The following is a 14,263-nucleotide window of genomic DNA, read 5'->3' as shown; positions in this document are numbered from 1 at the left end:
CGCTGCCGCTGACTCTCACCGCGTGCGGCGGTGGCGGGTCGGACACGGGCACCGATCCGGGCTCGACCGAGCAGGTCACCAGCCTGTCGATCCTCGACTACTACAACAACGACCCCGACAAGCTGCTGGTGCAGAAGGGCCTCGACACCTGCGCCAAGCAGCTGGGGATCACCATCGACCGCGAGGTCGTCCCGGGTGACACGCTGATCGCCAAGGTGCTGCAGCAGGCGTCCTCCAAGACGCTGCCCGACGTGCTGATGCTGGACAACCCCGACATCCAGCAGATCGCGGCCACCGGGGCGTTGGCCCCGCTGGGCACCTACGGCATCACCGGTGACGGCATCCAAGAAGGGGTCGTCCAGGCCGCCACCTACGACGGCGAGCTCTACGGTGCCCAGCCGGTCACCAACACGATCGCGATCTTCTACAACAAGGACATCCTGGCCAAGGCCGGTATCGAGCCGCCCACGACCTGGGCCGAGCTCAAGGACAGCGCCAAGAAGCTGACCCAGGGCAAGCAGTACGGCTTCGCCTTCGACGGCACCGCCGACTACGAGGGTGCCTGGCAGTTCCTGCCGGCCATGTGGACCAACGGCGGCGACGAGACCAACCTGAAGACCCCCGAGGTGGCCGAGGCGCTGCAGCTGTGGAAGGACCTGGTCGACAGCGGCGCCGCCTCCAAGAGCGTGGTCACCTGGGGCCAGGGTGACGTGGCCGACCAGTTCAAGGCCGGCCGGGCCGCCATGATGCTGAACGGGCCCTGGAACATCCCGAGCCTGTCGCAGGAGAAGGACCTCAACTGGGGCACCGCGACCTTCCCGGTGAACAAGGAGGGCCAGGCGTCGGTCGCTCCGCTGGGCGGCGAGGCCTGGACCGTCCCGGTCACCGGTGACGACGCCAAGCAGGCCAAGGCGGCCGAGTTCGTCAAGTGCCTCAACTCCGACGACGTGGCCATGCAATTCGCCAAGGACCGCTCGGTCATCCCGACCAACCTGGAGCTGGCCAAGAAGTACGCCGCCGAGGTGCCGGAGATGGCCGCCTTCGCCACCCAGGTGGCGACCGCCCGCTCCCGCACCGGCAAGCTCGGGGAGAAGTGGCCCGACACCGCCAAGATCATCTACTCCGGCATGCAGCTGACCCTGACCGGTCAGGCCCCCGCCGCCGACGCGATGGCCAAGGCCGGAGCCCAGTAGGCGCGATCGCCGCCGCACCCCAGAGCTGGTCAGCTTCCGTGGTCGCTCCGACGACCACGGAGGCTGACAGCTCGGGAACCGAACCCGACGGAAGGACGCCCTCGTTGTCGAGCACCGAAGCACCGACGATCGCCGCGTCAGCAGCACCCCCCGAGCCCGCGCCACTCCGCCGCCGCCGCGGTCGACAGGGGGAGCGGCTGGCCAAGATCGCTTTCGTGGTCCCGGCCGCGCTGCTGATGGTCGCCCTGTTCGGCTACCCCGTGGTCAAGAACCTGACCATGTCCTTCCAGGACTACAGCCTGAAGACCTTCTTCACCGGCAAGGCGCCCTTCGTCGGGCTCGAGAACTACGCGCAGGTGGTGGCCGACCCGATCTTCACCAAGGCGCTGGCCAACACCGCGATCTTCACCGTCGCCTCGATCGCCTTCCAGTTCGTCATCGGCATGCTGCTGGCCCTGTTCTTCCACAAGAGCTTCCCGCTCAGCGGGGTGCTGCGGGCGCTGTTCCTGCTGCCCTGGCTGATCCCGCTGATCGTGGCCAGCGCCACCTGGAAGTCCATCCTCGACCAGGACACCGGCATCCTCAACGGCTTCCTGCAGGGCATCGGGCTCATCGACACCCCGATCCCGTGGCTGAGCTCGCCGGAGTACGCGCTGGTCGCGGTGATCATCGTGAACGTCTGGATCGGCATCCCGTTCAACCTGACGCTCCTCTACAGCGGGCTGCAGGACATCCCGGAGGAGCTGTACGAGGCCGGCGCCCTCGACGGGGCCACCGGCTGGCGGGCGTTCTGGCACATCACCTGGCCGAACCTGCGGGCAGTGGTCGGGGTGGTGCTGATGCTGGGCATCATCTACACCCTCAAGGTGCTGGACATCATCCTCGGTCTGACCGGGGGCGGGCCGGCGAACGCCACCCAGACCATCGCGCTGCAGTCGTACCAGCGGTCGTTCGTGGAGTTCAAGTTCGGCCAGGGGGCGGCGTTGAGCAACATCTTGATCGTGCTGTCCCTGGTGTTCGCGGTCATCTACCTGCGGTCCACCCGCCGCCAGATCGACGAGTGAGGACGGACATGACCAAGGAAACCCAGATCTCGACCAGGACGGCACGGCGCGGGTACGTCCGCACCGCCATCGCCATCGTCCTGCTGGTGATCATGTTGTTCCCGATCTACTGGATGGTGAACGCCTCCTTCCAGGCCTCGGGCAACACCCTGAACGCCAGCCTGATCCCCACCAACCCGAGCCTGGCCGGCTACGAGGTGGCGCTACGGGACCAAGGTCGCAACCTGCTGACCAGCTTGTTGATCGCGTCCGGCACGGTGGTGATCACGCTGCTGGTGGCGACCCCCTGCGCGTACGCGCTCGCCCAGTTCCGGTTCGGCTGGGTGGGGGTGGCCCTGCTGCTCATCCTGATCACCCAGATGATCCCCGGCATCGTGATCGCCAACGGTCTCTACTCCATGTACGAGAGCATGGGGCTGCTCAACTCGATCCCCGGGCTGATCTTCGCCAACTCCACGGCCGCCGTCCCGTTCGCGATCTTGATCATGCGGTCGTTCATGCTCGGCGTGCCGCCGTCCATCGTGGAGGCGGCTCGGGTCGACGGCGCCGGGTTGTTCCGGTCGTTCATCTCGATCGTGGTGCCGATCGCCCGCAACTCGTTGATCACCGCCGGGCTGTTCACGTTCCTGTTCGCCTGGAGCGACTTCATCTTCGCCCTGACCCTGACCACCAAGGGTGACGTCCGGCCCGTCACCCTCGGCATCTTCACCTACTTGGGGGCCCAGGTGCAGAACTGGGGGCCGGTGATGGCCACCGCCACGCTGTCGGCGATCCCGGCCATCGTGTTGCTGGTCATCGCCCAGAAGTACATTGCCGCCGGGGCCACCGGCGGAGCCGTCAAGTAGTCATCTCCGTCACCGATTTCCACCTCACCGACACCGAAGGATCGTTCATGACCAGCACCGACACCTCGACCCTGCGCGTCCTCGTCTGGGGCGAGAACCGCCACGAGCAGATCGAGCCGCACGTCCGCGAGATCTACCCCGACGGCATGCACACCACCATCGCCGAAGGGATCCGCGAACACCTCGGGGACCGCGCGAGCGTCACCACCACCACCCTGGACGAGCCCGAGCACGGACTCACCGAAGAGGTCCTGGCCGGCACCGACGTGCTCGTCTGGTGGGGACACGCCGCGCACGGCGAGGTGGCCGACGACGTGGTGGAGCGGGTGCACCAGCACGTGCTGTCCGGGATGGGCCTGCTGGTGCTGCACTCGGGCCACTGGTCGAAGATCTTCGGCAAGCTGATGGGCACCACCTGCACCCTGCGCTGGCGCAGCGAGCAGGACCGCGAGCTGGTCTGGACGGTGAACCCCACCCACCCGATCGCCCAGGGGGTGCCGAACCCGATCATCATCCCCGCCCAGGAGATGTACGGCGAGTTCTTCGACATCCCGGCCCCGGACGAGCTGGTCTTCATCTCCTCCTTCACCGGCGGCGAGGTGTTCCGTTCCGGCTGCACCTTCCGACGCGGTCACGGCAAGATCTTCTTCTTCTCCCCCGGTGACCAGGACTACCCCGTCTACCACCACAGCGATGTCCGCAAGGTGATCGCCAACGGCGTGCAGTGGGCCACCAGCGACCGGCCCGAGCGGGCGGTGCCGACCCTGCTGCGCTACGACACCGACGACTTCTTCAACGGCCGTGGCTACACCGGCCCGATCGAGGACCACAGCGCCGACGCCCCCGCCGACCAGTGACGAGGATGAGTGACGCCCCGCTGAGGCTGGTCCAGGTCGGCGCTGGCGGCATGGGGCGGGCCTGGCTCGGCACCATCGCCGCGTACCCCGACGTCGAGCTGGTCGGGTTGGTGGACCTGTCCACCGAGACCGCGACGATGGCCGCGGCCGAGCAGGGCTTCGCGGCTGTGCCGATCGCCCGCTCGGTGGCCGAGCTGCTCGACGCCGGCGTGGCCGCGGACGCCGTGGTGAACGTGACAGTGCCGCAGGCGCACCACGCGGTCAACGCGGCCGCCCTGGCGGCCGGGTTGCCGGTGCTGTGCGAGAAGCCGCTGGCCGAGTCGGTGGCCGAGTGCCTGTCGATGGTGGCCGCCGCCGAGCTGTCCGGTCAGCTGCTGATGGTGTCGCAGTCCCGGCGCTACTGGCGGGCGGTCGGCACCCTGCGGGGTCAGCTGGCCGCGCTGGGTCCGGTGGCGTCGGCGTCGTGCCGGTTCTTCAAAGCCCCCCACTTCGGGGGCTTCCGGGACGAGATGCCCTACCCGCTGCTGATCGACATGGCCATCCACCAGTTCGACCTGGCCCGGCTGCTGATCGGCTCCGAGCCCACGTCGGTGTACTGCCGCTCCTACAACCCCGCCTGGAGCTGGTACGCCGGCGACGCCGCCGCTGCCGTGGTCTTCGAGCTCGGTGACGGGGTGACCTTCACCTTCGACGGCAGCTGGTGCGCTCCCGGGGTGGAGACGTCCTGGAACGGCGACTGGCGGTTCGGCACCGCCCGCGGCACGGCCACCTGGGACGGTGACCACGCCCCGGTGGCGGAGACCGACGACGGCGTACGGCTGCCGGCCGAGCTGCCCGACGAGCCGGAGCAGATCGCCGGTTCGCTGGCCGAGTTCGTCGCCACCCTGCGGGCCCGGGCGGCGGGGGAGGACGTGACCCCGAACGGGGAGGTGCACACCAACGTGCTCAGCGTGGCCATGGTCGAGGCGGCGGTCCGGTCCGCCGAGACCGGGCAGCGGGTCGAGCTGGCCACGGTGGTCCTGGACGCGTACGAGCGGGCCCTGGCGACCGAGCGGGATCCACGGGTCCGCGAGGTTCTGGCAGGGTGGACGTCGGTGCTGGAGGTCGTCGGCCTGCCTGGGGCCGGATCGGCTCCCACCGTGTCGCCGAGCGGATCGGGAGAGGTGTGATGAGCGAGCAGACGCTGCGGGTCGGGATGATCGGGTACGCCTTCATGGGGGCGGCCCACTCCCAGGGGTGGCGCAACGCTCCCCGGTTCTTCGACCTGCCCCGCCGGATCGAGCTGACCGCGGTCGCCGGTCGGAACGCGGAGGCGGTGACCGCCGCCGCCGAGCAGTACGGCTTCGCGGCCACCGAGACCGACTGGCGGGCCCTGATCGAGCGGGACGACATCGACCTGGTCGACATCTGCACGCCCGGCAACCTGCACGCCGAGATCGCCCTCGCCGCGCTGCGGTCCGGCAAGCACGTGCTCTGCGAGAAGCCGTTGGCCAACACCGTCGAGGAGGCCGAGGAGATGGCGGCCGCGGCCCGGGAGGCGGCGGCCCGTGGCGTCTTCGCCATGTGCGGGTACAGCTACCGGCGGACGCCGGCTCTGGCGTACGCGAAGCAGCTGATCGACGAGGGCCGGATCGGCACGATCCGGCACGTCCGCGGGCAGTACCTGCAGGACTGGCTGCACGACGCCGACGCCCCGATGACCTGGCGGCTGGACAGGACGGCCTCCGGGTCCGGCGCCCTGGGCGACATCGGCGCCCACCTGATCGACACGACGCAGTGGCTCACCGGACAGTCGATCAGCGGGGTCTCGGCCCTGCTGGAGACGTTCGTGACCTCGCGGCCCCTGGCCGGGGAGCGCTCCGGGCTGGGTGGTCACGGCGACACCTCCGAGGGCGCACCGCGAGGTGAGGTGACCGTCGACGACGCCGCGCTGTTCACCGCTCGCTTCGACGGCGGGGCCGTCGGCTCGTTCGAGGCGTCCCGGTTCGCCCTCGGCCACAAGAACGCGTTCCGGGTCGAGGTCAACGGCACCGACGGCTCGGTGGCCTTCGACTTCGAGGACAACAACGTGCTGCAGTTCTTCGACGGCCGCGATCCTGCCGGTCAGCAGGGCTTCCGCCGGATCCTGGTCACCGAACCGGAGCACCCCTACGTAGCCGCCTGGTGGCCACCCGGTCACGGGATCGGCTACGAGCACGGCTTCACCCATCAGGTCGTCGACCTGGTCACCGCGCTCGCCGAGCACCGCCAGCCCACGCCCTCGTTCGACGACGCGCTGCAGGTCCAGCGGGTGCTGGCCGCGGTCGAGACCAGTGCCGGCGACGCCTCCGCCTGGACCGGGGTCTGAGCTGCACCGAGCGCGTCTGAGGTAGCCGGAGCGCTACCTCAGACGCGAGCGGGCACGCCCGGACCGGCGAAGATGCGGCACCTGCACGATGTCTGGGGCACCTCCTCAGCGGGACCGTGGAGAGGTCGGATCATCTACGGAGGTGCCTGTCATGAGCAACCACTACGCGACGGAGCTGCTGGTCAGCCAGCACCAGGCTGAGCTGCGGCACGAAGCCGATCAGGACCGGCTGGCGCGACTGGCCCGACACGGCGGACCTGCTCGCGGTCCGCGCTCGGACGGGTCCGGCCGCTCGCGGCCCCGGTGGTGGGAACGGCTGAGGCTGTTCCGGTCCCCGGCCCTCGGGTCCCCGGCCCGGACACCCTCAGCGTCGGCCACCGCCCCCCCGGTGGGGCCGGTCACGTTCCCCACTGCCGCCCGTCGCCCCGCGGTCGCCCGTCGCCCCGTCGGCGCCGTCGACACGTCCTGCTGAGCGGCGGCGGTGAGCGGTCCGGAGGCGGACGAAACCACCTCGGCCCTGTCGGCGGGCGGTGGCACGATGAGGTCCGTGGTCAGGCAGCTGAATCCCCGGTCGGCCGGCTCGTCGCCGGGATCGGGAGCACGCCCGGCCGGCCCCACGTCCACCGTGCCGCCCGGCCCCACGTCCACTGTGCCGCCCGGCCCCACGTCCACCGTGCCGCCCGGCCCTGCTGCCACGGCGCCGTCGGGTGGCGCACCCGGGCTGGTCGGCCGGCGCGCGGAGCTGGACCGGCTGCGGGACCTGCTCTCCGAGGTGGGTCGAGACGGGAGCCGTCTCGCCCTGGTGGGCGGCGACGCCGGCTCGGGCAAGACGACAGTGGTCGACGCCTTCGTCGGTGGCCTCAGCGGCAGCCCGGCCGGCCCGGCGGCGGCTGGTCGCGATCCCGGCGCCCAGGTGATCCGGGGGCAGTGCGTGCCGCTGGGCGGGGACGGGCTGCCGTACGCACCGATCGTCGGCGCCCTCCGCGAGCTGATCGTCCGCCACGGCCGGGACCAGGTGCTCGAGTGGGCCGGGGCCAGCCGGGTCGGCCTCGGGGCCCTGCTCCCGGATCTGGTCGCCCCGCCCGCCGAGCCGGAGGCCCTCCGGCTGCAGCTGTTCGAGGCCGTCGCCCGGCTGTGGGAGTCGGCGGCGCAGACGGGTGCGCTGGTGGTGGTGATCGAGGACCTGCACTGGGCCGACGAGTCGACCCGGCACCTGCTGCGCTTCCTGACCGGGGCGCTGAGCGACGCCCCCGTGCTGGTGGTCGCCACCTACCGGACCGACGAGCTGGACCGGCGGCACCCGCTCCGCCCGTTCCTGGCCGAGGTGGGCCGGTTGGCCGGGGTGACCCGCCTGGAGATCGGCGGCCTCGCCCGACCGGAGGTGGCGGAGCTGCTGACCCGGCTGCTCGGCCGCACCCCGAGTGCCGTCGCCATCGACCTGGTGCACCGACGCAGTGAGGGACTGCCCTACTTCGTCACCGAGCTGGCCAGCTCGACCGCACGTGGCTGCGTGGACATGCCCGACACCCTGCGGGATGCCCTGAACGTCCGCATCCAGCGGTTGTCCGACCGGGCGCAGGAGACGCTGCAGGTCGCTGCCGTGGCCGGGCCCCGGGTGGAGCACGCCCTGCTGGAGCAGGTCAGTGACCGTACGCCGGCCGAGCTCGACACCGACCTGCGGGAAGCCGTCGACGCGGGGGTGCTGGTCGTCGACGACGACGGCTACGTGTTCCGCCACGCCCTGCTCCGCGAGGTGGCCCACGAGGACATGCTCCCCGGGCGGCACACCCGGCTGCACGCCCGGCTCGCCGCGCTGCTGGAGGAGAGGCCGTCACTCGCCCCGGGCACGGCCTCGGTCGAGATCGCCCACCACTGGTCGGCGGCCCACGACGCGGACAAGGCGTTCCGCTGGTCGCTGACCGCGGCCGCCCGGGACGCCGGGGAGATCGAGCGCTCGCTGGCCCTGACCAAGCAGGCGCTGGCCGAGACCCCGGACGACGCCCCGGTGGCCGACCGTGTCCGGCGCTGGACCGAGCGCGGTCAGCGACTGTCCAGCCTGATGCGCCCCGGCGCCGCGGAGGCCCTGCAGACCGCGGCAGACCTGCTCCCCGCCGACGCCGAACCCAAGGCCCGGGCCAAGGTCCTCAACCAGCTGGCCATGGTCGCCACCCTGGCCGGCGACGACGCGACCCGGGTGGCGAGGGAGGCGGTGGCCGCGGCGGTGGCGTCGGTCTCGCCGGTCACCGAGTCGCACGCCCGGAACACGCTCGGCGTCTGCCTGGTCATCCGGGGCGACGAGGACGCCGGGCTGGAGCAGCTGGTGCGGGCCGGCGAGCTGGGCCGCGGGAGCCGCGGCGCGATGCTGCGCTTCCACATCAACTACTCCGACGCCCTGCACCTGGTCGGGCGCTACGCCGAGGCGGTCGAGCAGGCGATGGCCGGGGTCGAGGTGGCCGCCGATCTGGGGCTGGAGCGGTCCACCGGCGCGATGCTCGCGGGCAACGCGGCCGAGCCGCTGCTCGCATTGGGGGAGTGGGACCGGGCGTCCCAGCTCATCGAGCGCTCGCTCGAGCTCGACCCGGCCGCCCACCACCGCGCGCACCTCCGGCTGCTGCAGTGCTGGCTGCGGTTGATGACCGGCCGCCCGGAGGAGGCGGAGATGATCCTGACCGAGTTCCGGGGTCTGATCAGCGGCCCGCAGGTGGCTCCGCAGTACGCGAGCCAGGTGATCCGGCTGGACGTCGAGCTGGCGCTGGCCGCCGGCGACGTCGACCGCGCGTGGGCGGACCTGGAGATCGCGTTCGCGCACTGGGACCGCTACCACCTCGCCCACTGCTACCCGTTGCTCTGGTTGGCAGCGAGGACGGCGGGGTCGAGCGATCCCGCCGCCGTCGGCCCCCGGGTGGCCCGGGTCCGGTCGCTGCTCGGGGCCACCCGCCCGGTCCGAGCCCGGCAGATCTGGGCACCGGTGATCGAGGCCGAGCTCGCCGACACAGCAGAAGCCTGGCAGGAGGTCTGGGAACGGACGACCACGACCGAGACGCCGTCCTCCCTGCGCCCCTACGTGGGTGAGCGGCTGGCCCAGCACCTGGTGGCCCGGCGGGAACGAGGGGAGGCGCGGGCGGTGCTGACCGCCGCGATCGAGGTCGCCGATCGTCTCGGAGCCGCGCCACTGCGGTCCCGGCTGGCCGGTCTGAGTGTCCGGGCCGGACTCCAGGGCGCCGCCGTCGGTGGGACGGCTGGTGCGTTGACCGGGCTCACCGCCCGGGAACGTGAGGTGCTGCGTCTGGTCGCGGCCGGTCGGACCAACGGCGAGATCGGCACGCAGCTGTTCATCAGCACCAAGACCGCCAGCGTGCACGTGTCCAACATCTTGGCCAAGCTCGGCGTCGGCGCCCGGGGTGAGGCGGCGGCGATCGCGTACCGGGACGGGTTGCTGGACGAGTCCGAGACCGACGGGACCCTGGCCCGGCGGCGACCCGCCTGACCTCGGTGAGCTGACCTGGGTGGCCTGCCCTGGACCTGGGTGGCCCGCCCCTGACCTGGGAGCCATTCGACCGGACCTCCGAGCCCGGCTACTGCTCGCGTTCGACCGCCCCGACGAAGCTGACCGGCTCGTACCGGTCGTCGCCGAGATCGACGGTGACCCGGAACCGACCGAGAGCGGTGAACGGGACGGCGAAGCCGAGGTCGATGGCGTTCTCCGCCCCCGGGGTGAGGGAGCCGAGGAAGCCGCCGGTCAGTGTCCCGGTCGGGTCGGTGACCAGTGGCGCCTCCTTGTCCTCGGGGCCGTACGCGGCCGTGACCAGCACCGTCGACGCGTCCAGGTCGACGCTCGACAGGTTGCGCAGCACCACCGAGACGACCACCATCTCGCCGCGGGTGGACTCCGCCCCGGTCATCCCGACGGTGGCCCGACGGCCCACCGTCCCCGCGATCTCGACCTCCACGCCGCCCTGGTAGCTGGCGATGTCGTCGAAGGAGAAGGACGCGTCCTCGTCGGGGCTCGCCGACCCGGCGACGGACCCGGTGGGCGAAGGGGCGGCCCCGGTCGAGGAGCCGTCGGAGCGTTCCGGGAGCGGGTCCGCGGGCGGCCGTCCGCAGCCGGCGAGCAGCATCAGCAGCACGGTGGCCGCGGCACCGGCGCCGTGGAGCAGTCCGACCCGTCGGGTCATGGGGGAACGGTAGCCCGGACGGCTCCCCGCGCCGTGGACCTCGCGGGCGGGGCTAGGCTGACGGCGTGAAGTGGACGTGGGTGCTGGCGCTCGGGGCCGTGGCGGGTGGCGTGGTCTATGCCGCCTACCGGAGGAACCAGCAGGAGCTGGCTGACGCGCGGCTGTGGGCCGAGGCGACCGACCCGGTCGTCCGGCACGGCGACGACGGCTGAGTCCCGGCTCGGCTCTCCCCGGCTCGACGGCGCGCTCGCGCCTGCCCCGACGGGGCCCGGGTCCGCCCGCCCAGCGGTGCGGGTGAGCGGCGCCGCCGTGAGCGGCAGGTCGGCACGAACGACGATCGCCGCGCATCAGCCCCTTCCGCACACAACGGTTGGGTGACGTGCAGGTGTCGAAACGGCGAACCGTTCATTTCCGGCTGGTACGTTCCGTCGCATCATGCCGCTGAACGTGACCTTCGACCCCCCGATCCTGACGCTCGCTCCAGGCCACGGCGGTCGGGCCGCACCGGCCCCGGTGGGACCCGAAGATCTCCTCCTCGAGGCGTTGCAGCCGGGCTTCACGGTGATCGCGGAGGTGACCCGGACCGAGGTCCTCACCCACCTGGACACCGTCGACGGCCGCCTGCACAAGGCCGGCATCGACCTGGCCCACCTGCCCCGCAAGCGCCGACTGGTCGCGGTGCACGCCGGGCAGCAGCTGGAGCAGCCGGTCACCGGAGCATGGCCACGACTGGCCACCGAGCTGCCCGACGGTCAGGTGGCCACCCTGGTCGGCCCGCCCTCGTGGATCCGGGCGCTGATCCCGTACGCGAGCACGGAGGCCGAGACGGTCACGTACGCGATCCGCAACGGCGACGGCAAGACGGTCGTCCGGGTGCACTGGACCACCGGCCGACTGACCAGGCCGACAGCGGTCGACCTGCCGGTCCGAGTGGGCATCGAGACGCTCCGTGGCTACCGGGCCGAGGCGGCGCAGGTGCGCAAGGCCCTGCTCAAGCGCACCCCCCTGCAGGCGAGCGACCAGTCCTGGTTCGCCTCGGTGCGGGACCTGCCGGCGCTGCGACCCGCGGTCAGCCAACGCTTCGGGATGCGTCCCGACCAGGCGGCGGACTTCGCCGTGGCCGACGCGCTGCTCGGCTACCTGGCCGAGCTCGACGCGACCGTCGACGGCATCGTGGACGACATCGACACCGAGTACCTGCACGACTTCCGGGTCGCGGTCCGGCGCACCCGGTCGGTGCTGAAGATGCTGGGCGACGTGCTGCCGTCCGGGCTGGCCGAGCGGGTGGCGCCGGAGTTCCGCTGGCTGGGCGACATCACCACCCCGACCCGGGACCTGGACGTCTACCTGCTCGAGCTCGATGTCCTGGCCGCCACGGTCACCCACCCCGAGGACCTCACGTCCTTCGGCGCGTACGTCCGGGAGCGGCGGGCCGAGGCAGCCTCCGCCCTCGCGCGGGGGCTGCGTTCGAGGCGCTACACCGACCTGGTCACCAGCTGGCGGAGCGCCCTGGCGGAGGTCATCGCCCATCCGTCGCACGCCGACACGACCGCGGCGGCGCTGGCCGCGGAGCGGCTCCGTACGGTCTTCCGCAAGTGTCAGAAGCGGGCGGCCAAGATCACCGCCGACTCCGAGTCGGAGCTGGTGCACGACCTGCGCAAGGCCTGCAAGGAGATGCGCTACCTGATGGAGGTCTTCAAGCCGTTGTGCGACAAGAAGGCCTACCGCAACGTGCTCGCCGACTTCAAGGAGCTGCAGGACCTGCTCGGGGAGTTCCAGGACGGTGAGGTCCAGGCGGCCGCACTGCGCCAGTTCGCCCAGGAGATGGTCGACGCCGGCCGGGTGGACGCCAACGCGATCCTGGCCATGGGTGAGCTGTCGGGCAAGTTCGAGGCGCGACAGCGCGCCGCCCGGGAGACCCTGACCGCCCACCACGACACGTACCTGGGACGCCAGGCGGCCGAGCACGTCGACCGGTTGGTGACGACATGACCCGCTCGGCCACGGAGGTGCCGCTGTGAAGGTGATCGCGAGCTACAACCTCAAGGGCGGAGTGGGCAAGACCACCGCCGCCGTGAACCTCGCCTACCTGTCGGCGCGGCAAGGCCGACGGACGCTGCTGTGGGATCTCGACCCCCAGGGGGCGGCGACCTACCTGTTCCGGGTCAAGCCGCGGGTGAAGGGCGGCAGCCCGAAGCTCGTCAGGGGAGCGCGGCCGATGCTGGACGCCATCAAGGCCACCGACTTCGCCCACCTCGACCTGCTGCCGGCCGACTTCACCTACCGGCACATGGACATCGACCTCAACGACCGGCCCAACCCGCAGCGGACGCTTCGCCGGCTGCTGTCGCCGCTGGCCGCCGAGTACGACGTCGTCATCCTGGACACCCCGCCGAGTCTGTCGCTGGTGTCGGAGAACGTGCTGCGCGCGTCCGACGTGGTGCTGGTGCCGTTGATCCCGACCGTGCTGTCGGTGCGGACGTTCGAGCAGCTGGTCACCTTCACCGCCGAGCTGAAGGGGCGGAAGCCGAAGCTGCGTGGCTACTTCTCCATGCTGGATCGGCGCCGCAAGCTGCACACCGACATCCTGCGCGAGCTGCCGACGACCAACTCCGCCGTCAGCTCGATCGCCATCCCCTCGGCCAGCGCCGTCGAGCAGATGACCGTACGTCGTGAGCCGCTGATCGTCTTCGCCTCCAAGTCCCCGGCCGCCGTCGCCTTCGGCCAGCTGTGGGACGAGGTCTCCGGGCTGTTGAAGCTGCCGGCGGTGGAGCCCGACGCGGACTGACCCGCCTGCACGGGGTTTGACTCGTGGTGGCTCGCGGTCCTGGCCTGGGGGCGCTGCCTGGCCGCCGTTCCTGACGCGAGCGTCACGTCCGGGCGGGTCGCCCGTGCCCTCCGAGTCCGGGTGCCGCCGGCGAGTCACATCCGGCGTGTTCTGGGGGGTTCGGGACGTCCGTTTGTGGCTCGGAAGTCACGTCCGGCCGACCGGCCCGTGCCCTCTGAGTCCGGGTGCCGCCGGCGAGTCACATCCGGTGCGTTGTGGGGGGTTCGGGACGTCCGTTTGTGGCTCGGAAGTCACGTTCGGCCGACTGGCCCGTGCCCTCTGAGTCCGGGTGCCGCCGGGAAGTCACGTTCGGCCGACTGGCCCGTGGGCTCTGAGTCCGGGTGCCGCCGGGAAGTCACGTTCGGCCGACTGGCCCGTGGGCTCTGAGTCCGGGTGCCGCCGGGAAGTCACGTTCGGCCGACTGGCCGGTGCGCTCTGAGTCCGGATGCCGCCGGCGAGTCATGTACGGCCGACCGGCTCATGCCCCTCTGAGTACGGATGCCGCCGGCGAGTCAGGTACGGCAGCGCGTCAGCAGCAGCGCCCTTCCGGATGACGCTCCTCGTGGGCCGTCCGGTGCCGCCAGTACTCCTTCTCCGACAGCGGCGGGCCGTCGCCGTGCCGGGCGTGCCAGCTCAGGTAACCCTCGTACTTCGAGCCACCGAGGACCCCGGAGGCGTACCAGCGCAGGCTCGCCCAGATCCGCTGCGCCCGTCCCGCCACCGAGGGCGCCGACCCGTCTCCGCGATCGGTCGACGACCCGGTCTCCGGACGACGGAGCTCTGGGTCGCCGGTGGCGACGCCCGACCGCCCCGACTCCGACCGCCCCGACTCCGACCGCCCCGACTCCGACCGGCCGACGGCCCGGGTGGTGCACCAGCCGCGCAGGGGGACGTCTCGCAGGCTCGCGCTCATGGTGACTCCTCGGTCGGTCGGCGGTCGGTCAGCGGTCAGGGA

General features: G+C 71.6%; 13 protein-coding genes. 11 read left to right on the top strand and 2 right to left on the bottom strand.

From position 1 onward, the window contains the following. The first annotated feature begins 2 nt into the window (after positions 1-2). The 8 genes from ABD714_RS12840 (at position 3) to ABD714_RS12805 (ending at position 9,793) form a co-directional block, all read left to right on the top strand. Positions 3-1,193, top strand: a complete 1,191-nt coding sequence (locus ABD714_RS12840; RefSeq protein WP_344812749.1) for a sugar ABC transporter substrate-binding protein — start codon at positions 3-5, stop codon at positions 1,191-1,193. A 104-nt stretch (positions 1,194-1,297) separates the two neighbouring features. Beyond that, a complete protein-coding gene (locus ABD714_RS12835) occupies positions 1,298-2,257 on the top strand; it encodes a carbohydrate ABC transporter permease (RefSeq protein ID WP_344812748.1) in 960 nt (319 codons plus the stop codon). An 8-nt stretch (positions 2,258-2,265) separates the two neighbouring features. Further along, a complete protein-coding gene (locus ABD714_RS12830) occupies positions 2,266-3,102 on the top strand; it encodes a carbohydrate ABC transporter permease (RefSeq protein WP_344812747.1) in 837 nt (278 codons plus the stop codon). Between the two features lie 47 nt (positions 3,103-3,149). Further along, the gene (locus tag ABD714_RS12825) at positions 3,150-3,959 is read left to right on the top strand and encodes a ThuA domain-containing protein (protein ID WP_344812746.1); all 810 of its coding nucleotides are present in this window, start codon (positions 3,150-3,152) and stop codon (positions 3,957-3,959) included. 5 nt (positions 3,960-3,964) lie between these two features. After that, on the top strand, positions 3,965-5,128 hold the full coding sequence (locus ABD714_RS12820) for a Gfo/Idh/MocA family protein (protein ID WP_344812745.1): 1,164 nt from the start codon (positions 3,965-3,967) through the stop codon (positions 5,126-5,128). Next, positions 5,128-6,306: a Gfo/Idh/MocA family protein gene (locus ABD714_RS12815; RefSeq protein WP_344812744.1), complete on the top strand. Its 1,179-nt coding sequence runs from the start codon at positions 5,128-5,130 to the stop codon at positions 6,304-6,306. The genes ABD714_RS12820 and ABD714_RS12815 overlap by 1 nt, the downstream gene beginning before the upstream one ends. A 151-nt stretch (positions 6,307-6,457) precedes the next feature. Then, entirely contained in the window at positions 6,458-6,778 is a 321-nt protein-coding gene (locus tag ABD714_RS12810) for a hypothetical protein (protein ID WP_344812743.1), read from the top strand. 75 nt (positions 6,779-6,853) lie between these two features. Then, the gene (locus tag ABD714_RS12805) at positions 6,854-9,793 is read left to right on the top strand and encodes an ATP-binding protein (protein ID WP_344812742.1); all 2,940 of its coding nucleotides are present in this window, start codon (positions 6,854-6,856) and stop codon (positions 9,791-9,793) included. Between the two features lie 88 nt (positions 9,794-9,881). Here the strand turns inward: ABD714_RS12805 and ABD714_RS12800 are convergent, their stop codons facing one another. Next, positions 9,882-10,481, bottom strand: coding sequence for a hypothetical protein (locus ABD714_RS12800; protein WP_344812741.1), 600 nt, complete (start codon positions 10,479-10,481; stop codon positions 9,882-9,884). Positions 10,482-10,546: 65 nt separating this feature from the next. Between ABD714_RS12800 and ABD714_RS12795 the strand changes: the two genes are divergently transcribed. From ABD714_RS12795 to ABD714_RS12785, 3 genes are all read left to right on the top strand, one after another. Continuing rightward, positions 10,547-10,693, top strand: a complete 147-nt coding sequence (locus ABD714_RS12795) for a DLW-39 family protein (protein WP_344812740.1) — start codon at positions 10,547-10,549, stop codon at positions 10,691-10,693. Positions 10,694-10,916: 223 nt separating this feature from the next. After that, positions 10,917-12,473 (top strand): CYTH and CHAD domain-containing protein, encoded by a 1,557-nt coding sequence (locus tag ABD714_RS12790; RefSeq protein WP_344812739.1) that lies wholly within the window; start codon positions 10,917-10,919, stop codon positions 12,471-12,473. A 25-nt stretch (positions 12,474-12,498) separates the two neighbouring features. Beyond that, on the top strand, positions 12,499-13,269 hold the full coding sequence (locus ABD714_RS12785; protein ID WP_344812738.1) for a ParA family protein: 771 nt from the start codon (positions 12,499-12,501) through the stop codon (positions 13,267-13,269). Between the two features lie 568 nt (positions 13,270-13,837). Here the strand turns inward: ABD714_RS12785 and ABD714_RS12780 are convergent. Further along, positions 13,838-14,221 carry a CstA-like transporter-associated (seleno)protein gene (locus tag ABD714_RS12780; RefSeq protein ID WP_344812737.1) on the bottom strand — a complete coding sequence of 128 codons (384 nt, stop codon included), beginning with the start codon at positions 14,219-14,221 and terminating at the stop codon, positions 13,838-13,840. Between the last annotated feature and the right edge of the window lie 42 nt (positions 14,222-14,263).

Source organism: Microlunatus aurantiacus (assembly GCF_039536605.1).
Taxonomy (GTDB): Bacteria; Actinomycetota; Actinomycetes; order Propionibacteriales; family Propionibacteriaceae; genus Microlunatus; species Microlunatus aurantiacus.
This window is presented reverse-complemented; position numbering and strand designations above follow the sequence as displayed.

Excerpts from the sequence above, each read along its gene's own strand:
- ABD714_RS12830 (WP_344812747.1), top strand. The coding sequence starts at position 2,266 with ATGACCAAGGAAACCCAGATCTCGACCAGGACGGCACGGCGCGGGTAC.
- ABD714_RS12825 (WP_344812746.1), top strand. The coding sequence starts at position 3,150 with ATGACCAGCACCGACACCTCGACCCTGCGCGTCCTCGTCTGGGGCGAG.
- ABD714_RS12820 (WP_344812745.1), top strand. The coding sequence starts at position 3,965 with ATGAGTGACGCCCCGCTGAGGCTGGTCCAGGTCGGCGCTGGCGGCATG.
- ABD714_RS12815 (WP_344812744.1), top strand. The coding sequence starts at position 5,128 with ATGAGCGAGCAGACGCTGCGGGTCGGGATGATCGGGTACGCCTTCATG.
- ABD714_RS12810 (WP_344812743.1), top strand. The coding sequence starts at position 6,458 with ATGAGCAACCACTACGCGACGGAGCTGCTGGTCAGCCAGCACCAGGCT.
- ABD714_RS12800 (WP_344812741.1), bottom strand. The coding sequence starts at position 10,481 with ATGACCCGACGGGTCGGACTGCTCCACGGCGCCGGTGCCGCGGCCACC.
- ABD714_RS12790 (WP_344812739.1), top strand. The coding sequence starts at position 10,917 with ATGCCGCTGAACGTGACCTTCGACCCCCCGATCCTGACGCTCGCTCCA.
- ABD714_RS12780 (WP_344812737.1), bottom strand. The coding sequence starts at position 14,221 with ATGAGCGCGAGCCTGCGAGACGTCCCCCTGCGCGGCTGGTGCACCACC.